Here is a 17,658-nt window from a genome sequence, read left to right on the forward strand (position 1 = left end):
CGCTGCTAGCGCGGACGGCACGCCAGGAAGTTGGCCCACGTCACGTCGTCGCGGCCGATCCACTGGCTGCCCCATTGCAGGTCAAGGCCCGCGGCCGCCAGCGCTTCGGCGAACGCGTCTTTCGACCAGTACACGGTCTGGTAGTCGCCGAGGGTCTCGCCTTCGCCGATGCGCATGGCCGCGAGAAAAACCCCGCCGGGCGCGAGCGCGTCGAACACCTTGCGCAGCACCGGCGCGATCTGCGCGCGATCGACATGGATCAGCACGCACATCGCCAGGATCGCGTCGCAGGGCCCGCCCAGCGCATCCGTGACGACATTGAGCAGCTCGCCCTTCTTGCCGCGCTCGGCCTGCAGGTCGAGAAACGCCTGGACCGCATCGGTGCGCCTCACGACCCCGCCCAGGGATTCGACCAAATCGGCGTCCTGCCCCGATCCGGAACCGATCTCGAGCATGGTGCCGCCAGCGGGCACCCGTTGCATCATGCGGCGCACCGCCTCCTCGATCTCGGGCGGCCGGTGGCCCGCCACGATCGCGTTGTAGTCGCGCGCAGACGCTTCATAGGACGCAAGGGTGCGGTCCATGTGCTCGTGCACCGGGGTGGGGACGGTCATGGGCGCCTTTGCCGGGTTCAGACCGAGCGCGTGATGCCGCCGTCCACGCGCAGGTTCTGCCCGGTGATGTAGCCCGCGCCCTCGGAGGCCAGGAAGCCGATGGTGGCGGCGATCTCGGCGCTGCGGCCGTAGCGGCCCATCGGGATGCGTTCGCGGAACACTTCTTTCTCGGGCAGGCTGTCGATGAAGCCGGGCAGCACGTTGTTCATGCGCACGTTGTGCTTGGCGTACTGGTCGGCGAAGAGCTTGGTGAAGGCCGCGAGGCCGGCACGGAACACGCCCGAGGTCGGGAACACCGGGTCGGGCTCGAAGGCGGCGAAGGTCGAGATGTTGATGATCGCGCCGCCGCCCTGCTTCACCATGTGCGGCGCCACGAGGCGCGCGGGGCGCACGGCGCTCAGGAAGTAGACGTCCATGCCGCGGTGCCAGTCGTCGTCGCTGATCTCCAGGATCGGCGCGCGCGGGCCGTGTCCGGCGCTGTTCACGAGCACGTCGATGCGGCCCCATTCGGCGATGACCTTGTCCACGAGGCGCTGGATGTCGTCGTTCGACTGGTTGGAGCCGGTGACGCCGAGGCCGCCGAGTTCCTGCGCCAGCGCCTCGCCCTTGCCCGACGAGGACAGGATGGCGACGCGAAAGCCGTCGTCCGCGAGCTTGCGCGCCGCCGCAGCGCCCATGCCGCTGCCGCCGGCGGTGACGATGGCTACTTTCTGATCTGACATGGTGGGTTCCTCCTTCGGATGAAACCCCGTAGCCTACCCCTCGATGTCCCAGCGCGCTTTCACGGGGAAAGGCGCGCTGTCCTGCAGGGTGAAGCGCTTCAGGTCTTCCTCGAACTCGGCCTGCGGCATCAGCGAGGGCACCTGCTCGGGCCTGGCGCGCGGGCCCGTCTTGAAAGGCCGCGACACCAGCGGCTGCCGGCTCAGCGCCTGCAGGTAGGCGGCGGTTTCCGTGTTGTCCATGAAAGCCGTGACGGTGACCACGTCGGCCGCGATGCGCTCGGCCATCTCGGGCTCGGACAGGTCCCAGTCGCTGAGGTAGCTCAGGTCGACGAAGGCTTCCAGGAATTTCGCGCAGACGAAATCGGCGAACGAGCCGTGGCCGACGCTGCTTTCCTCGTTGTCGTGCCACACGAAGGCCACGCCCACGGCGCCGCCGTCCAGCGGCACGAGGCAGTAGGCGTCGCCCGCGCCCGATTGCGCAAAGGGCAGGAAGCGGCGGCCGTCCTGCCACTTGGCGTCGAGCCACTCGTCGAGGTCGTTGGCCGCCTGCTCGGCGTCCAGCCACTCGAAGTCGGGGAAGCCGACCAGATCGGGCGGCCCGCTGGCGAGGAGCTGTTGCAGCAGCGGGGGAATTTCGATGCCGGTGCGGCGCGAGAGATCGTCGAACGTCATCGCTCAGGCCGTCGGCAACGTGGCCTGCATCGATGGCCGGTGGTTGAACGCAGCGAACCACTTCGCGCTGTTCGGCGCCTGGGCGCGCCAGTCCACCGAGGGAAAGCGGAAGTCCATGTAGCCCAGCGCGCAACCGAAGGCGATGGTGCCGATGTCGACGCGATCGCCGAACGACGGCGCCGCCGCTTCCAGCCATTCGAGGCCGGTACGCACCTTGTCGAGCTGGCCGTCGGTCCAGTCGCTCCAGCGCAGCGCCTCGGGCCGCAGCATGGTCTCGTAGCGCGCGAGCAGCGCGGCGCCGGTCATGCCGTCGGCCAGCGACAGCTCGGTCAGGCGCGCCCAGCGCGCAGGCCCGCTGGCCGGGAACAGGCCGCCGGCATGCATGGTGTCGAGGTACTCGCAGATCACGCGGCTGTCGAACAGCGCCTGGCCGTCGTCGGTGAGAAAGGTCGGCACCTGGCCCAGCGGGTTGGTCGGCAGGATGCGGGCGTCGCGCTTCACCGGGCCGGCCGCGCTGGGCAGCTTCTCGATGCGGTCGGCCACGCCCAGTTCGTGGGCCACGACCATGCACTTGCGCACGAAGGGAGACGCGGGAGAGAAGAAGATCTTCATGGCCGGAGTGATCGAGTAGGTGTTGAAAAAGGAGGCAGGCCGTTCAGCCCGTGATCGGCGTGCGCGGCGATCCCGGCTTGCGGATGCGCAGCATGCCCTCTTGCGCCGCCGAAGCCACGAGGCGGCCGTCGCGCGTGTAGAGGCTGCCGCGGCACAGGCCGCGCGCACCGCCCGCGCTGGGCGAGTCGACCACGTAGAGCAGCCAGTCGTCGAAACGGAAATCGCGGTGGAACCACATCGCGTGGTCCAGGCTGGCGGGGCGCACCTGGCCGCTCATGAAGCTCAGGCCGTGCGGCAGCATGGCGGCGCGCAGCAGGCCGTGGTCGGAGGCGTAGGCCAGCAGCGCGCGGTGCACCGTCAGGTCGTCGGGCAGCGGCGCGATGGCGCGCATCCAGATGGCGCTCTGGTTCTCGGTGGGACGCACCTCGGGCCGCAGCAGGTCTTCGGGATCGACGCGCCGGTACTCGATGCCGTGCGGCTGGATGGCCTTGGAGCGCCAGGGTTCGGGCAAGCGGTCGCCGAGCGCGATGCGCTGGTCGAGTTCGCTGGTCAGGCCCTCGGGGCCTTCGACGGCGGGCATGGGGAACTGGTGCTCGACGCCCTCGTCCACGGTCTGGAACGAGGCCGACATCTCGAAAATGATGCGGTCCTGCTGGCGCGCCACCACATGGCGCGTGGTGAAGCTGCGGCCGTCGCGCACGCGGTCGACGCTGTACTCGATGGGCGCGTGCTCGCCGGGCAGCAGGAAGTAGGCGTGCATCGAATGCACCGGGCGTTCGGCGCCCACCGTGAGGCTGGCGGCCATGAGCGACTGGCCGAGCACCTGGCCGCCGAAGACGGCGGGCGTGCCGATGTCCTCGCTCTGGGCCAGGAAGCGGTCGCCGCCCAGCGGTTCGAGCTGCATGAGGGCGACGAGGTCGGCAACGAGGCGGGCGGCAAGGACGGGTTCGGGGGTCATCGGGGGAAGGGATTCGGCGCAGAAAAGCAATCCACGACGATAGCAAAGGCCGGGCCCGCGCGCTGTCGCGGCCCGGTCAGCGGCGCCCGGCGGGCCTACTTGAAGAAGCAGATGTCCAGCATCAGGCGCAGGCTGCAGCCGTGGTCGGTGCCACCGTCCACCATGCGCACCGGCACGCCGCCCAGCAGCATCGCGCCGTCGGCGCCGTACGCCAGCGGCGAACGCGCGGCCTGGGTGAAGGGGCCGCTGAGCGTTTCCTGCTCGACGTACTTCAGGTACTGGCGGCGCGAGAAATCGACCGTGTCGGCCGACTTCAGCGCCACCGCCGCGTAGCGCTTGCCGTAGACCGTGCCGAAGTAGCGCAGCACCGGCCCGGTGCGGTCGCCGTACTTCACCTCGGCCTTCGCGAAACCGGTCTGGACGAGGAAGTTGCGGTCTTCGGGGGTCAGGTCGGCGTCGAAGGCCATCAGCACGTACTGGCCTTCGAAGCTCTGGTTGCGCGCCACCTTCAGTTCGCCGATGAGCGCGGGCGTGACCTTGGTGCGGCCGTCCCAGCGCAGCAGCGCGGCCACGGACGGGTCGCCGTCGAACACGTAGTGGTAGTTCTCGCCGGCGATGGCGACCTTGCGGCCGTCCTTGGCCGCCACGAAGCTCAGCACGCGGTCCTTGCCGTGCACGGGGTCGCCCTCGGGGGTGCTGGCGCAGCCCACCTGCAGCAGGCCGAAGGCGGCGCAGGCCAGCGCCAGGAAGAGCCGACGCGCGGGGGTCGACAACGAAGAAGAAAGAGGCACGGTGTGTCCGGGGTTCGAGTTCATCCAGCCCCGGACTCTAGCGCCGCGCCGCGCTCAACGGTCCAGGTCGACGCCGTCGGCCGCCAGCTTTTTCTGCAGCGCCGCCACGTCGATCGCCCCGAAGCGCCCGCTGCCCAGCGAAGCCGCCGCGGTGCCCGCCGCCTGCCCCATGACGAAGCAGCCGCCGCTGGCGCGCGCGGCCGACTGGCCTTCGTGCGTCATCGAGGCGCAGCGCCCGGCCACGAGCAGATTGTCGAGCGTCTGCGGCACCAGCATGCGCCACGGCAGGTGGTTGTAGGCGTTGGCTTCGTCGCGCGGGAAGGCCCACTCGATGCGGCCGTCGGCGTGCATTTCCATCGGCCAGGCGTTCAGGCCGATGGTGTCGTCGAAGGTGGCCGAGCCGAGGATGTCCTCGCGCCCGAGCGCGTACAGGCCCTGGATGCGGCGCGTCTCGCGGATGCCGACCTGGGGCGCGATCTCCACGATGGCCGACGGCGCGAAGCCCGGCACCTCGGCCTGCAGGAACTTGAAGTACGCGGCGATCTGGCGCCGGCCTTCGAGCTCGCCGTCGCTGAGCTCGCGCGCATCGACGCCGTTCATCGCGCGGCCTTCGGCGTTGCGGATCTGCGTGACGTTGGCGCGCCACTCGCGCGGGTCCTTGTTGGGCCGCAGGATCGCGCCCTCGCGCGGAAAGCTGTACTTGCCCGGATGCTGCTGCTCGGCACGCGCCATGAAGCCGTTGATGGCTGAGAACTCGCCCACCGCTTCCAGCGCGGCCGGCGCGTCGACCTGGCCGATGCGGAACATGGTGGTCGGGAACAGCCCGCTGCCGTGGCCGTCGCCCACTTCGAAGGGCACGCCCGCGAAGGCCGCCACGTCGGCGTCGCCGCTGGCGTCGATGAAGGCATTGGCGCGGATCGCCTGGCGGCCCGACTTGGTTTCGACCACCAGCGCAGCAATGCGCGCGCCGTCGTGCAGCACCGCCGCGGCATACGCGTGGAACAGCATCTGCACGCCGGCCGCTTCGAGCAGCTGGTCGGCGGCCAGCTTGTAGGCCGAGGTGTCGTACGAGCGCACGCAGATGCGCCCGCCCATGCCGTTCTGCGGCGCGTTCATGCCGTTGAAGCCGGCGATGCGGTCGATGAGGTCGTCGACCACGCCGCGCACCAGCTGCGTCATCTCGCCGCGGCGCTTGCCGTACAGGCCCGCGAAGTTGGTCACGCCGCCCGCGGTGCCCATGCCGCCGAGAAAACCGTAGCGCTCCACCAGCAGCGTGCGCGCGCCGTGGCGCGCGGCGCTCACGGCGGCGGCAATGCCGGCGGGGCCGCCGCCGACCACGGCCACGTCGAAGTCGCCGAACACCGGCAGCGCGCGCGCCGGTTCGGTCAGGGTGTGTGGTTGCTGCGTCGTCGCCATCACTGGAGCTTGATGCCGCGGGTCGAAATGATCTTGCTCATGATCGCCGCCTCTTCCTTCACGCGCGTGCGCATGCCGTCGGGCGAGGTGCCCACGGCCTGCCAGCCTTGCTCGAAGAGCTTGCGGCGCACGTCGGGGTCTTTCATGACGATCTCGATCTCGCGGCTGATGCGTGCCTGCGCGGTCTTCGACAGGCTGGCCGGGCCGAGCAGCGCCACCCACACCTCGAGGTTGAAGTCTTTCACGCCGGCGTCGGCCAGCGGGGCGATCTCGGGCACCAGCGCGCTGCGCCCGCCCGTGAGGCCCACGGCCTTGAGCTTGCCGGCGCGGATCTGCGGCATGGCCACGCCCGGCGGGATCAGGCCCATCTGCACCTGGTCGCCCAGCATGCCGGTGACGACCTGCGGGTTGCCCTGGTAGGGCACGTGCTCGGGCTTGAAGCCGTTCACGCGGCTCTTGAGCAGCTCCATGCCCAGGTGGCCGACCGAGCCCACGCCCACCGAGCCGTAGTTCCACTTGTCGCCGGCCTGGCGCGCGGCATCGAAGAAGGCGGTGCCCGAGGGCAGGCTGTTCTGCGCCACGAGCACCAGCGGCGCGGTGGCGATGAGCGACAGGTACGTGAAGTCTTTCGCGGGGTCGTACGGCAGCTTGGGGTACAGCATCTTCGACGACGTGAGGTTGCCGTTGATGACGATGCCCAGCGTGTGGTCGTCGGTGGCCTTGGCCACCTGGTCGGCCGCGATGTTGCCCGAGGCGCCGGCCTTGTTGTCCACCACGACCGGCTGGCCCAGCGCGCGGGACAGCGGCTCGGCGATGGTGCGCGCCGCGATGTCGGGCGTGGAGCCGCCCGGGAAACCCACCAGCAGGCGGATCGGCTTGGTCGGCCACGCGGGGGTGTCGGCGCTGGCGGACAGCGGCAGCGCCGCGGTGGCGGCCAGGCCGCAGGCGATCAGGAGGGCTCTCTTGGTGGCTTGCATGGAAAAAGACAGTTAAAAGGTAAACAAAAATGCAAAGAGAGCCAGCTTAACTGGCGCGCCGAGCCCTGGGCAAGGCGCACCCTCGTCAGTCGAGGCTGATGTTGCCCCGGCGCACCAGCTCCCCGTACACCTTCGACTTGGCCTCGGCGTTGCGCTCGATTTCTTCGGGCGACCAGGCCAGCGGCTCGAAGGCGAAGGTGTCGAAGCGGGCGCGGATGTCGGGGTCCGCAATCACCTTGGCCACGTCGGCGTTGATCCTGGCCTTGACGGCCGCCGACACGCCCTTGGGTGCCAGCAGCGACACGAAGGAGTTGACCTCCAGCGAAGCCGGGCCGCCGGCCTCGGCCATGGTGGGCACGTCGGGCATCTGCGGGATGCGCTTGGGCGCGGCCACGGCGATGTAGCGCAGCTTGCCGGCCTTGTAGATGCCCTGGCTCGACGGGATGCTCGCAAAGGCCCACGGCACCTCGCCGGTGCCCACGTTGGAATACAGCTGAGACACCTCGCGGTACGGCGCGTGCCGCATGCGGATGCCCGTGAGCGCCTCGAGCTGCTGCGCGCCCAGGTGGCCCGGGCTGCCGACGCCCCACGAGCCGTAGACGATGCCTTCGGGGTTGGCCTTGGCGGCGGCGATCAGGTCGCCCATGGTCTTCCACTTCGACTCGGTGCCCACGGCCACGAAGAAGGGCGTGCGGAACAGCGAGGCGACCGGGTCGAAGTGCTGCAAGGTCACGAAGTTGCGCGACTTGTACAGGTGCGGCAGCGCGGCGATGTGCTCGCTGTCCAGCTGCAGCAGCGTGTAGCCGTCGGGCGCGGCGCGGCGCGCCTGGTCGATGGCGATGAAGCCGCCGCCACCAGGCCGGTTGTCGACCACCACGCGCTGGTTCCACAGGCGAGAGAGCTTGTCGGACACGAGCCGCAGCACCGCGTCGGGGCCGCTGCCGGCCGCGAACGGGGTGATCAGCGTCACCGGCTTGCTCGGGTAATCGCTGCCCTGCGCCCAGGCGCCGGAGGCGGCGGTCAGGGCCAGGACGGCGGTCGTCAGCAATGCGCGCGGAAAGTTCATTGGGTGTCTCCTGGGCCTTCGGCCTCGTTGGTAGGGATCGGGTGAAAAAACCGTGTCAGCGCGGCGCGGGCGTCTCGCCCAGGCAGCGCTCGGGCCGCCAGGCGTACAGCCATTCGACCGCATCGTAGAAGCGTTCGGGCGTGCGCCCGGTCCACAGGCTGTTGCGCACCAGGCGCTCCACGCCCTGGGCGTGGTACAGGCGCCCCATCTCGCGCACCGACAGCACGACGCGCGCGCAGCGTGCGATGCGGGCCTGTTCGTAGCGCTGGAAGGCGGCGGTCATGTCGAAGTCGCAGGCCTTCACGGTCTCGCCGAGCGTCACCGCGTCTTCGAGCGCCATGCAGGCGCCCTGCGCAAGGTACTGCATCATGGGATGCGCCGCGTCGCCGAGCAGCGTGGCCGGGCCGTCGCTCCAGCGCTCGACGGGGTCGCGGTCGGCGGTGCTCCAGCGGCGCCACGAAGTCGGGCGGTCGAGCAGCTGGCGCGGGCGCGCATGCACGCCTTCGAAGTACGACAGCACTTCGTCCTTGCTGCCGTCGGTGACGCCCCACTCTTCTTCTTCACGGCTGTGGAAGGTGACGACCAGGTTGTACTGCTCGCCGTGGCGCAGCGGGTAATGCACGAGGTGGCAGTTCGGGCCGGCCCAGACCACGGGCGCGTTCCATTGCAGGTCGGCGGGCATGTCGGCCGCGGGCACGACAGCGCGGTAGACCACATGACCCGACACGCGCGGCGCGTCGCCGATGAGTTGGGCGCGCACCACCGACTTCACGCCGTCGCAGCCGACGATGGCGTCGGCCTGGAAACGGCGGCCGTCGCGCGTGACGGCCGTGACGCCGTGCGCGCCGATGTCGATGGCCCCGACCTGCGCCGAGGTATGGAAGCGGATCAGCGGATGCTGCTTCACGGCCTCGTGGATCGCGCCGTGCAGGTCGGCGCGGTGGCTCACCGCGTACGGGTTGCCGAAGCGCGCGCGGAAGGCCTCGCCGACGGGCACCGAGGCGACTTCGCTGCAATCGACCGCGTCCATCATCACGAGCCGGTCGGTGAACACCGAGCTGCGGCGCACGGCCTCACCCACGCCCAGCGCGTCGAGCGCCGCGAAGGCGTTGGGGCCGAGCTGCAGGCCGGCGCCGATCTCGCCGATGACGGCGCTCTGTTCGAGCAGGTCGATGGCCACGCCCAGGCGTGCGAGCGCGAGCGCGGCGGCCATGCCGCCGATGCCGCCGCCGACGAGCAGCACGGAAGGAGGTTGCTTCGAGAGGGTCATGCGCGGGCCGGGGCGCTCAGTCGATGCGAACAGTCAGGGACGGCAGGCGCTCGATGCTGACCTTGATCGTCTGGCCCGGCTTCACCGCACCCACGCCCTCGGGCGTGCCGGTGAAGATCAGGTCGCCGGGCTGCAGCGCGAACAGCGTCGAGAGGTTGGCGATGACCTCGTTCACCGACCAGATCAGGTGCGTGATGTCGCTGTTCTGGCGCACCTGGCCGTCCACTTCGAGCGTGATGGCGCCGGCGTTGATCTCGCCCACGTCGGCCAGCGTGCGCAGCGGCGCGATGGGGGCCGAGAAGTCGAAGGCCTTGCCGATCTCCCAGGGGCGGCCGGCTTCGCGCATCTTCATCTGCAGGTCGCGGCGCGTCATGTCCAGGCCCACGGCGTAGCTGTGGATGTGGCTGGCGGCCTGGTCGACCGGGATGTCCTTGCCGCCCTTGCCGATGGCGACCACCAGCTCGGCTTCGTAGTGGTAGTTGCTCGTGAGCGGCGGGTACGGCACGGCGCCGGTGGCGCCTTCGGCCACGGGCACGACCGAGGCGTCGTCGTTGGGCTTGCAGAAGAAGAACGGCGGTTCGCGGTCGGGGTCGAAGCCCATCTCGCGCGCATGCGCCGCGTAGTTGCGGCCCACGCAGTAGACGCGGCGCACGGGGAACTGCCGGTCAGAGCCGACGATGGGCAGGCCGACGATGGAAGGGGGCGTGAAGACGAAGGACATGGAAGCTCCTGCCGCGTGGGACGGCACATCAGACAAACAAGAAGAGAAGGAAAGAAGGTCGCCGCGCTTTCAGGCGTCTTCGAGAAAGGCTTCGCGCAGGATGCCCATGGCCTGCTGCACGGGGCGGTCGGAAAAACTGAAGAGCACGGTGTCTTCGTTCGGCGACGACAGGCGCAGCGGCGCCCACGAGGGCACGACGAAGGTGTCGCGCGGGCCGAAGTCGAAGCGCTGGCCGGCGATTTCGGCCGTGCCGTGGCCTTCGACCACGCTGTAGACGGTGCCGTCGGTGGCGCGGTGCGCCTGGCCTGCGAAGCCCTTGGGCAGCAGCTGCAGCTGGGTCGAGATGGTCGGCATCGGCGAGCCGCCCGTCAGCGGGTTGATGTAGCGCAGCTTGTGGCCGAGCCAGGCGTCGGGCGCCTCCTGCTTCTGCAACTGGGCCAGCGCCTCGCGGCTGCGCAGGTAGGGGTAGTTGAAGATCGGCGAGGTGGCCGAGGTGTGGTCGTGCCGCACCGGCACCATGTTGTGACCGAAGCGCGCCAGGCTGTGGCCTTCGGGGCGCGCCACGTGCTGCACCTTGGCGTCGTCGTTCTCGGCGAAGCCGGCGTCGAAGAAGCGCAGCATGGGGATGTCGAGGCCGTCGAGCCAGACCACCGGCTCGGTCACGCCGCCGATGCCTTCGTTGCCGTGGTCGTGCCAGGCCCACGAGGGCGTGATGATGAAGTCGCCGGGGTGCATGGTCGTGCGCTCGCCGCCCACGGTGGTGTAGGCGCCCTTGCCGTCCACGATGAAGCGCAGCGCCGACTGCACGTGGCGGTGCGACGGTGCCACCTCGCCCGGCATGATGAGCTGCAGGCCGGCGTAGATCGACTGCGTGATCGACGCGTTGCCGGGCAGCGCCGGGTTCTCGAGCACCAGCACGCGGCGCACGGCCTCTTCGGCGGTGATGAGGTCGGCCGATTCCATGAGCAGCGGGCGGATCTCGTCGTAGCGCCACAGCGCGGGCACGCACGGGCTCGCGGGCTCGCGCGGCACCAGCACGTGCAGCGACTCCCACAGCGGCGAGAGGTTCAGCGGGCGGATGCGGGCGTAGTAGTCGCGGCGCTCGGCGGCGTTGGCCGGTGCGCCGGCGGCATGGGAAGAAGCGGGGTTCATGGGGTCGGTGTCTCCGTTGGCGGCATTGTTGACCCGCACCACTATTTCCTCAAGACCGCGTGCCAATACACGGAATTCGAAATTTCGATAATGGTGCCTTTCGCCTTCAGGGCTCCGTCCCGTCTCACCCCATGTCCAAGCTCGATCTCGAATGGCTCGCCGTGTTCGACGAGGTCTACAAGACCGGGAACGTCACCAAGGCCGCCGAGCGCCTGGGCATGGCGCAGGCGGCGGCCAGCACGGCGCTGAACAAGCTGCGCGCGCACTTCGACGACCGCCTGTTCACCCGCACCGCGCAGGGCATGCAGCCCACGCCGCACGCCGAGCGCATCTACCCGAACCTGCGCGAGGCGCTGGCGCAGCTGGCCCAGGCGCAGGGCAACCGCAGCAGCTTCGAGCCGGCGCGCGCGCAGCGGCGCTTTCGCATCTGCATGACCGACATCAGCGAGGTGGTGCTGCTGCCCGGCCTGCTCGACCACCTGCGCCACGCGGCGCCGGGCGTGCACATCGAGACCGAGATCATCTCCACCCACAGCGGCCGCCGGTTGCAGGACGGCGACGTCGACCTGGCCGTGGGCTTCATGCCGCAGCTGGACGCGGGCTTCTACCAGCAGGTGCTGTTCATGCAGAACTTCGTCTGCCTGGCGGCGCAGAACCACCCGCGCATCGGCGCCAAGCTCACGCGCAAGCGCTTCGAGGAAGAGGCGCACGCGGTGGTGTCCAGCTCGGGCACGGGGCACGCCATCGTCGACACCACCATCGCGCGCCTGGGCCTCAAGCGCAACGTGGTGGTGCGGCTGTCGAGCTTCTTGAGCGTGGCGCGCATCGTGGCCCACACCGAGCTGATCGTGGTGGTGCCGCGCATCCTGGGCAACGTGCTGGCCACGCAGGAGCCGGTGAAGGTGCTGGCGCCGCCCTTCACGCTGCCGGCCTATGCGGTCAAGCAGCACTGGCACGAGCGCTTTCATGCCGACCCGGGCAACGCCTGGCTGCGCCGCACACTGGCCCAGCTGTTCAGCGGCAGCTGAACGGCGGCGGGCGGGCGCCAAAGGACGCCCGGGCGCTCGCATAATCGCGGCTCCCCACCCACAGCCCACAGAAAAAAAGGCGCCCCATGTCTTCCATCACCCTCCGATTCCTGGCCGAACCCAGCACCGTCAACTTCGGCGGCAAGGTCCACGGCGGCACGGTCATGAAGTGGATCGACGAGGCCGGCTACGCCTGCGCCACCAGCTGGGCCAAGCGCTACTGCGTCACCGCCTTCATCGGCAGCATCCGCTTTCACCGGCCGATCATGATCGGCGACCTGGTCGAGGTCGAGGCCCGCCTGGCCTACACCGGCAAGACCAGCATGAACATCTCGGTCGAGGTGCGCAGCGGCGACATGAAGGGCGGCGTGATGGAAAAGACCACCGAATGCCTGATCGTGTTCGTCTCGGTCGACTCGCACGGCCGGCCGCTGCCGGTGGAGGCCTTCGTGCCCGGCACGCCTGGCGAAATGGCACTGGCCGAGCGCGCCAAGGCGCACCTGGACGCCAGCCGCGCCGCGGGCGGCACGCCCTGATCCGGGGCGCGAGGATAGGCGGCGCGCCCTAACCACGGGGCGCCCGGGCGGCTAGAGTCGTGCGATTGCATCCCAAGGAACACACCGCATGGCCACCTCCCGAGACGACGACAGCAACGACAAGACCGACCGCATCAAGGACTCGGCCCAGCAGATTTGGCTGGCCGGCCTCGGCGCCTTCGCCAAGATGCAGCAGGAAGGCAGCAAGGCCTTCGAGGCGCTGGTCAAGGACGGCGCCGGCATGCAGAAGAAGACCCAGCAGGCCGCTGAAGAAACGCTGGCCCAGGCCCAGCAGCGCATGGCCGGCTTCGCCAGCGAGTTCGGCACCAAGGCCGCCGGCCAGTGGGGCAAGCTCGAGAACATCTTCGAAGACCGCGTGGCGCGCGCGCTCGAAAAGCTCGGCGTGCCCTCGGCCGCCGACGTGGCTGCATTGCAGGCGCGCGTCGAGGCGCTCGAAGCCCAGCTCAAGCAGCGCGATGCCACGACCTCGCCCGTGCGTGCCTCGCGCAAGGCCGCGCCGGCCCCCGCTGCCAAGAAGACCCTGCGCCGCACCAAGGCCGGCTGACATCGTTCTGTAATTGCGGCACTGCACAAAAATTCAGCGCCGCAAAACATGTCCCGCACCGTTCATGGTGCAGCGCACATGCGCTAGAGTGCCCCCAAGACCAAGAGAAACCACGGGGGCACCGACATGGCAAAGAAGGCGCCACGCCGCACTGCGCAACGCATCCTCGAAGCTGCATTGGATTTGTTCAACCGCTTCGGGGAACCGAACGTGTCGACCACGCTGGTGGCCGGCGAACTGAACATCAGCCCCGGCAATCTCTACTACCACTACCCCGCCAAGGAAGAGCTGATCAACAAGCTCTACGAAGGCTACGAAGCCGAGCTCAACGAGCTGCTGCACGCCAGCGAGGGCGTGCACGACGTGGAGGACGCCTGGTTCTTCATGCACAGCCTGTTCGAGCTGATCTGGCGCTACCGCTTCCTGTACCGCGACCTCAACGACCTGCTGAGCAAGAACCGGCACCTGGAGACCCAGTTCCAGCTCGTGCTCAAGAACAAGGCGCGCGCCATCCGCCAGCTGATCGCCGGCCTGAGCCGCGCCGGCCACCTGGACATCGACGCGCACGAGGTCGACACGCTGGCCCAGAGCATGGTCGTCGTGCTGACCTACTGGCTCAGCTACGAATACGTGCGCAACCCGCGCCAGGCGCTGGAGCCCGCGCACGCGCAGGGCGCGCTGATGCGCGGCGGCCACCACACGCTGCATCTGCTCGCGCCCTACCTCGCACGCGACCAGCGCCGCCACCTGCTCGCGCTGAGCAATGCCTACAACGGCGAAAGCGCCGCCAGCAACCCCAGCCCCGTGCCACCGACGGTCGATATGGCGGCCTAGAACATCCATGCCCCACTCCGATTTCAAACCGCTCTCGCTGCTGTCCGCCGGCCCTGCCGCGGCCACGGCCACCGCCGGCACCGAACCCTGGACGCCCCTTCCCTACCCCGACGTGCCCCGCTACGACGCGCGCAGCCTGCTCGCGCACTGGCCGCGCCTGCACGCCGGCCACGCACTGCCACCGCCCGCGCCCGACGCGCCGCTGGCCGAAGGCTGGGCGCTGTACCACAGCGGCGAGTTCGAACGCGCCGCCGCCCTCGGCTTGCGCCACGGCCCCGACGGCCTGGCGCTCGCCAACCAGGCGACCGCGATCTACGCCAACTACCTGGAGCCGCGCGAGGCCGTGCGGCTCGCCATGTTCCGCCAGGTGATCGAGCGCGCCGGCGCGCAGGTCGCCGCCGAGCCCGACAACTGCCAGGCGCTCTACTGGCAGGCCTACGCCCTTGGCCGCTACAGCCAGGGCATCAGCGTGGCGCGCGCCTTGGCGCAGGGCCTGGGCACCAAGCTCAAGGGCGCGCTGGAGCACGTGATCGAACTGCAGCCGGAGCACGGCGACGCGCACCTCGCACTGGCCGCCTTCCACGCCGAGGTGATCGACAAGGTCGGCGCGCTGGTCGGGCGCATGACGTACGGCGTGCGCGCCGAGACCTCGATCGAACTGTTCGAGCGCGGGCTGGCGCTGCACCCGCAGTCGGCGGCCGGGATGATGGAGTACGCGCGTGCGCTGCTGATGCTGCACGGCGAGTCGCGTCTCGGCGAGGCGAACGGGCTGTATGAGAAGGCGGCGGCGCTGACGCCGGCGGATGCGCGGGAGCGGCTGGACGTGGAGCTGGCGCGCGCCGGCCTGACGGACTGAAGGGCCTGGATGCTCACGATTGGTACCACTTGGTACCAATCCATTTAAGATGCGCGGTTTCCGACCTTACTCCCGACTGCCATGTCCGACCTCAACGCCCAATTCGAAGCCGCCCAGGCCAATTCCAAGCTGCTGGCCGAGCGCCCCGACAACCCGACGCTGCTGAAGATCTACGCCCTGTTCAAGCAGGCGACCGAAGGCGACAACACCGCCAAGAAGCCCAGCTTCAGCGACATCGTCGCGCGCGCCAAGTGGGACGCGTGGACCGCCCAGAAGGGCGCCACGGCCGACGAGGCGAAGCAGAAGTACATCGACCTGATCGAATCCCTCCGAGGCTGACCGATCAGCCGACGATCCCGCGCTCCTGCAACGCGGCGATCTGCTCGGCGCTCAACCCGATCTCCTCCAGCACCGCCTGCGTGTCCGCCCCCAGCGCCGGTGCATTGCGCCGGTGGCCGGCCGGCGTGAGCGACAGCTTGGGCACGAAGCCGGGCACCGCGAGCGCGCTGCCGTCGGGCATCTTCACCTCCTGCAGCATGTCGCGCGCGGCGTAGTGCGGGTCGGCCGCGATGTCGGCGATGGTGTAGATGCGCCCGGCCGGCACGTGCGCCGCATCGAGCGCGGCCAGCACCTCGGTCACCGTGCGCTGCGCGGCCCAGTCGCCGATGGCGGCGTCGAGCATCCCGACCTGCGCCACGCGCCCCGTGTTGCCGGCCAGCGCCGGGTCGGCCGCGAGGTCCGGCCGGCCGATGCAGGCCATGAGCCGCTTGAAGATGCTGTCGCCGTTGCCCGCGACGATGGCGTAGCCGCCGTCCGCGCAGCGGTAGGCGTTGGTGGGCGCAATGCCCGGCAGCGCGCTGCCGGCGGCCTCGCGCACCGCGCCGAATTCGGCGTACTCGGGCAGCAGGCTTTCCATGCAGTTGAAGACCGCTTCGTACAGCGCGACGTCGACCACCTGGCCCCGGCCCTTCGGGAATTCGGCGCTCACGGTGGCGTGGCGGTGCTGCATGGCCATCAGCACGCCGATCACGCCGTGCAGCGAGGCCAGCGTGTCGCCGATCGACACGCCCACGCGCACCGGCACGCGGCCCGGCTCGCCCGTGAGGTGGCGCAGCCCGCCCATGGCCTCGGCCACCACGCCGAAGCCGGGCCGGTCGCGGTAGGGGCCGGTCTGGCCGTAGCCGCTGATGCGCAGCATCACGAGCGCGGGGTTGGCGGCCAGCAACTCGTCGGGCCCCAGGCCCCAGCCTTCCATCGCGCCAGGGCGGAAGTTCTCGACCAGCACGTCGGCCTCGGCCGCGAGCTGGCGCACGATGGCCTGCGCCTCGGGCTGGCGCAGGTCCAGCGCCAGCGAGCGCTTGTTGCGCGACTGCACCTGCCACCAGACGGAGGTGCCGTCCTTCAGCAGCCGCCAGGTGCGCAGCGGATCGCCTGCGCCGGGCGGCTCGATCTTGACCACGTCGGCGCCGAAGTCGGCCAGCGTGCGCGCCGCGAAGGGGCCGGCGATCAGTTGCCCGAGTTCGACGACCTTGAGGCCGGCCAGCGGGCCCGCGGCCGGAGGGGAAAGAGAGCTTTTCGTCATGGCTTGGAAGTGTGCCGTGCCGCCCCGGATGCCGGGTCGGGCCGGGAAAACACCTATGAAATCTTGACACGGCACGACGCGCCTCTTTTGCACTGCAGCAATTGCACTCCCGCACGCGCCACGCCCCGAGGAGAAAGGGGTTTGCTGCAGTGCAGCGAGTCGCCTCACCCCTCGCTACCGGGCAGGGCCGAGACTCAAAAAAGTATCAGTTACGAACACCAACGCTGGTTGTTGGCGTCCGGAGCGATTCGTACAGTCCGCCTCACCCCCAACCCGGGGCCACATCACAGAGGAAAGACCGCCGGCCATGCAACCCGATCTGGAAATCGTCGAAGTCCAAGGTGACGAATCGTTCACCGCTTGGGCACACGGCTATCCGTATCGCACGGTGCGCTGGCACTTCCACCCCGAGTACGAGATCCAGCTGATCGTCGAGACCCAGGGCGTGTACTTCGTGGGCGACCACGTCGGCCACTTCGAGCCGGGCAACCTCGTGTTCATGGGCCCCGACCTGCCGCACAACTGGATCAGCGACGTGCCCGCCGGCCAGAGCGTCGAGCGCCGCGGCATCGTGATCCAGTTTCCGGCCGCGCTGGTGCGCAACATGGCGGCCACCTTCCCCGAGTTCCGCCGCATCGAGCCGCTGCTGGCCGAGTCGGCCTCCGGCCTGCTCTTCTCGGCCGCCACCGCCGCCGCGGCCAAGCCGATCATGGAAGCGCTGCTCGAGGCACGCGGGCTGCGCCGCGTGGTGCTGCTGCTGTCGCTGTTCGAGCTGCTGGTGGCCAGCGACGACCGCCAGCGGCTGGCCAGCCCCGCGTTCACGCCCGACCCCAAGGCCTTCATGTCGCACGCGATCAACAACGTGCTGGCCCACATCGCCGCCAACCTGGGCGACGAGCTGCGCGAGCCGATGCTGGCCGAGCTGGTGGGCCAGAGCCCGAGCGCGTTCTCGCGCTCGTTCCGCAAGCACACGGGGCAGTCGTTCGTGCGCTACGTGAACCGGCTGCGCATCGGCCGCGCCTGCGAACTGCTCGCCAACAGCGACAAGCCCGTGCTCGACGTCTGCATGGACGTGGGCTTCAACAACGTGTCGAACTTCAACCGGCAGTTCCTGCTGCACAAGCGCATGCCGCCGACCAAGTTCCGCCATTTCCATCGCATGCAGCTCGCTGCATCGCGCGCCGCCAACAGCCCGCCGTAGCGCGCCGCCCCGTGTTCCCCGCGTCGTTCCTGGCGCGGCGCACTTCGCGCCGCGCAGGGCGCCCCTTTGCCCGCGTTTTTTGCAG

Annotated in this window: 20 protein-coding genes; 7 read left to right on the plus strand and 13 right to left on the minus strand. The window is 69.6% G+C overall.

What is annotated here, in order from left to right:
- Positions 1-5: 5 nt before the first annotated feature.
- The 12 genes from AC07YS_RS20990 to gtdA all read right to left on the minus strand — a co-directional run bounded on the left by AC07YS_RS20990 (position 6) and on the right by gtdA (position 10,971).
- The gene (locus AC07YS_RS20990; RefSeq protein ID WP_495268987.1) at positions 6-614 is read right to left on the minus strand and encodes a methyltransferase domain-containing protein; all 609 of its coding nucleotides are present in this window, start codon (positions 612-614) and stop codon (positions 6-8) included.
- A gap of 17 nt (positions 615-631) precedes the next feature.
- Entirely contained in the window at positions 632-1,336 is a 705-nt protein-coding gene (locus tag AC07YS_RS20995; RefSeq protein ID WP_070063433.1) for an SDR family oxidoreductase, read from the minus strand.
- Positions 1,337-1,369: 33 nt separating this feature from the next.
- A complete protein-coding gene (locus AC07YS_RS21000) occupies positions 1,370-2,008 on the minus strand; it encodes an SMI1/KNR4 family protein (RefSeq protein ID WP_495268986.1) in 639 nt (212 codons plus the stop codon).
- Positions 2,009-2,011: 3 nt separating this feature from the next.
- Positions 2,012-2,620: a glutathione S-transferase gene (locus tag AC07YS_RS21005; RefSeq protein ID WP_489060129.1), complete on the minus strand. Its 609-nt coding sequence runs from the start codon at positions 2,618-2,620 to the stop codon at positions 2,012-2,014.
- 43 nt (positions 2,621-2,663) lie between these two features.
- Complete coding sequence (locus AC07YS_RS21010) at positions 2,664-3,578, minus strand: acyl-CoA thioesterase (protein ID WP_062476073.1); 915 nt, start codon at positions 3,576-3,578, stop codon at positions 2,664-2,666.
- 95 nt (positions 3,579-3,673) lie between these two features.
- The gene (locus AC07YS_RS21015; protein ID WP_235926906.1) at positions 3,674-4,369 is read right to left on the minus strand and encodes a hypothetical protein; all 696 of its coding nucleotides are present in this window, start codon (positions 4,367-4,369) and stop codon (positions 3,674-3,676) included.
- A gap of 54 nt (positions 4,370-4,423) precedes the next feature.
- Positions 4,424-5,785 (minus strand): FAD-dependent oxidoreductase, encoded by a 1,362-nt coding sequence (locus AC07YS_RS21020; RefSeq protein ID WP_495268985.1) that lies wholly within the window; start codon positions 5,783-5,785, stop codon positions 4,424-4,426.
- Positions 5,785-6,762 (minus strand): Bug family tripartite tricarboxylate transporter substrate binding protein, encoded by a 978-nt coding sequence (locus tag AC07YS_RS21025; protein ID WP_489060137.1) that lies wholly within the window; start codon positions 6,760-6,762, stop codon positions 5,785-5,787. Before AC07YS_RS21025 ends, AC07YS_RS21020 begins: the two co-directional genes overlap by 1 nt.
- 85 nt (positions 6,763-6,847) lie before the next feature.
- Positions 6,848-7,828, minus strand: coding sequence for a Bug family tripartite tricarboxylate transporter substrate binding protein (locus AC07YS_RS21030; protein WP_159273553.1), 981 nt, complete (start codon positions 7,826-7,828; stop codon positions 6,848-6,850).
- Between the two features lie 55 nt (positions 7,829-7,883).
- A complete protein-coding gene (locus tag AC07YS_RS21035) occupies positions 7,884-9,098 on the minus strand; it encodes a 3-hydroxybenzoate 6-monooxygenase (protein WP_495268984.1) in 1,215 nt (404 codons plus the stop codon).
- Between the two features lie 16 nt (positions 9,099-9,114).
- Positions 9,115-9,819, minus strand: a complete 705-nt coding sequence (locus AC07YS_RS21040) for a fumarylacetoacetate hydrolase family protein (protein ID WP_159278820.1) — start codon at positions 9,817-9,819, stop codon at positions 9,115-9,117.
- 69 nt (positions 9,820-9,888) lie between these two features.
- Complete coding sequence (gene gtdA / locus AC07YS_RS21045; RefSeq protein ID WP_495268983.1) at positions 9,889-10,971, minus strand: gentisate 1,2-dioxygenase; 1,083 nt, start codon at positions 10,969-10,971, stop codon at positions 9,889-9,891.
- A gap of 131 nt (positions 10,972-11,102) precedes the next feature.
- Here gtdA and AC07YS_RS21050 point away from each other — a divergent pair, with 131 nt between their 5' ends.
- The 6 genes from AC07YS_RS21050 to AC07YS_RS21075 all read left to right on the plus strand — a co-directional run bounded on the left by AC07YS_RS21050 (position 11,103) and on the right by AC07YS_RS21075 (position 15,129).
- Positions 11,103-11,999, plus strand: coding sequence for a LysR family transcriptional regulator (locus AC07YS_RS21050; protein ID WP_062476092.1), 897 nt, complete (start codon positions 11,103-11,105; stop codon positions 11,997-11,999).
- Positions 12,000-12,085: 86 nt separating this feature from the next.
- A complete protein-coding gene (locus AC07YS_RS21055) occupies positions 12,086-12,535 on the plus strand; it encodes an acyl-CoA thioesterase (RefSeq protein WP_062476095.1) in 450 nt (149 codons plus the stop codon).
- 88 nt (positions 12,536-12,623) lie between these two features.
- Positions 12,624-13,100 carry a phasin family protein gene (locus AC07YS_RS21060; protein ID WP_495268982.1) on the plus strand — a complete coding sequence of 159 codons (477 nt, stop codon included), beginning with the start codon at positions 12,624-12,626 and terminating at the stop codon, positions 13,098-13,100.
- A gap of 126 nt (positions 13,101-13,226) precedes the next feature.
- Positions 13,227-13,934 carry a TetR/AcrR family transcriptional regulator gene (locus AC07YS_RS21065; RefSeq protein ID WP_070063441.1) on the plus strand — a complete coding sequence of 236 codons (708 nt, stop codon included), beginning with the start codon at positions 13,227-13,229 and terminating at the stop codon, positions 13,932-13,934.
- Between the two features lie 7 nt (positions 13,935-13,941).
- Positions 13,942-14,790, plus strand: a complete 849-nt coding sequence (locus tag AC07YS_RS21070) for a hypothetical protein (RefSeq protein WP_495268981.1) — start codon at positions 13,942-13,944, stop codon at positions 14,788-14,790.
- 81 nt (positions 14,791-14,871) lie between these two features.
- Entirely contained in the window at positions 14,872-15,129 is a 258-nt protein-coding gene (locus AC07YS_RS21075; protein ID WP_062476104.1) for an acyl-CoA-binding protein, read from the plus strand.
- 4 nt (positions 15,130-15,133) lie between these two features.
- Here AC07YS_RS21075 and AC07YS_RS21080 read toward each other — a convergent pair whose 3' ends face one another.
- Complete coding sequence (locus tag AC07YS_RS21080; RefSeq protein ID WP_495268980.1) at positions 15,134-16,372, minus strand: CaiB/BaiF CoA transferase family protein; 1,239 nt, start codon at positions 16,370-16,372, stop codon at positions 15,134-15,136.
- 307 nt (positions 16,373-16,679) lie between these two features.
- Between AC07YS_RS21080 and AC07YS_RS21085 the strand changes: the two genes are divergently transcribed.
- The gene (locus AC07YS_RS21085) at positions 16,680-17,573 is read left to right on the plus strand and encodes a helix-turn-helix domain-containing protein (protein ID WP_062476111.1); all 894 of its coding nucleotides are present in this window, start codon (positions 16,680-16,682) and stop codon (positions 17,571-17,573) included.
- The last annotated feature ends 85 nt before the right edge of the window (positions 17,574-17,658 follow it).

It is taken from the genome of Variovorax sp. GW458-11-26-14-LB1 (assembly GCF_059423965.1).

Excerpts from the sequence above, each read along its gene's own strand:
- AC07YS_RS21075 (WP_062476104.1), top strand. The coding sequence starts at position 14,872 with ATGTCCGACCTCAACGCCCAATTCGAAGCCGCCCAGGCCAATTCCAAG.
- AC07YS_RS20995 (WP_070063433.1), bottom strand. The coding sequence starts at position 1,336 with ATGTCAGATCAGAAAGTAGCCATCGTCACCGCCGGCGGCAGCGGCATG.
- AC07YS_RS21085 (WP_062476111.1), top strand. The coding sequence starts at position 16,680 with ATGCAACCCGATCTGGAAATCGTCGAAGTCCAAGGTGACGAATCGTTC.
- AC07YS_RS21020 (WP_495268985.1), bottom strand. The coding sequence starts at position 5,785 with ATGGCGACGACGCAGCAACCACACACCCTGACCGAACCGGCGCGCGCG.
- AC07YS_RS21070 (WP_495268981.1), top strand. The coding sequence starts at position 13,942 with ATGCCCCACTCCGATTTCAAACCGCTCTCGCTGCTGTCCGCCGGCCCT.
- gtdA (WP_495268983.1), bottom strand. The coding sequence starts at position 10,971 with ATGAACCCCGCTTCTTCCCATGCCGCCGGCGCACCGGCCAACGCCGCC.
- AC07YS_RS21035 (WP_495268984.1), bottom strand. The coding sequence starts at position 9,098 with ATGACCCTCTCGAAGCAACCTCCTTCCGTGCTGCTCGTCGGCGGCGGC.
- AC07YS_RS21000 (WP_495268986.1), bottom strand. The coding sequence starts at position 2,008 with ATGACGTTCGACGATCTCTCGCGCCGCACCGGCATCGAAATTCCCCCG.
- AC07YS_RS21050 (WP_062476092.1), top strand. The coding sequence starts at position 11,103 with ATGTCCAAGCTCGATCTCGAATGGCTCGCCGTGTTCGACGAGGTCTAC.
- AC07YS_RS21005 (WP_489060129.1), bottom strand. The coding sequence starts at position 2,620 with ATGAAGATCTTCTTCTCTCCCGCGTCTCCCTTCGTGCGCAAGTGCATG.
- AC07YS_RS21030 (WP_159273553.1), bottom strand. The coding sequence starts at position 7,828 with ATGAACTTTCCGCGCGCATTGCTGACGACCGCCGTCCTGGCCCTGACC.
- AC07YS_RS21060 (WP_495268982.1), top strand. The coding sequence starts at position 12,624 with ATGGCCACCTCCCGAGACGACGACAGCAACGACAAGACCGACCGCATC.
- AC07YS_RS21080 (WP_495268980.1), bottom strand. The coding sequence starts at position 16,372 with ATGACGAAAAGCTCTCTTTCCCCTCCGGCCGCGGGCCCGCTGGCCGGC.
- AC07YS_RS21025 (WP_489060137.1), bottom strand. The coding sequence starts at position 6,762 with ATGCAAGCCACCAAGAGAGCCCTCCTGATCGCCTGCGGCCTGGCCGCC.
- AC07YS_RS21040 (WP_159278820.1), bottom strand. The coding sequence starts at position 9,819 with ATGTCCTTCGTCTTCACGCCCCCTTCCATCGTCGGCCTGCCCATCGTC.
- AC07YS_RS21065 (WP_070063441.1), top strand. The coding sequence starts at position 13,227 with ATGGCAAAGAAGGCGCCACGCCGCACTGCGCAACGCATCCTCGAAGCT.
- AC07YS_RS20990 (WP_495268987.1), bottom strand. The coding sequence starts at position 614 with ATGACCGTCCCCACCCCGGTGCACGAGCACATGGACCGCACCCTTGCG.
- AC07YS_RS21055 (WP_062476095.1), top strand. The coding sequence starts at position 12,086 with ATGTCTTCCATCACCCTCCGATTCCTGGCCGAACCCAGCACCGTCAAC.
- AC07YS_RS21010 (WP_062476073.1), bottom strand. The coding sequence starts at position 3,578 with ATGACCCCCGAACCCGTCCTTGCCGCCCGCCTCGTTGCCGACCTCGTC.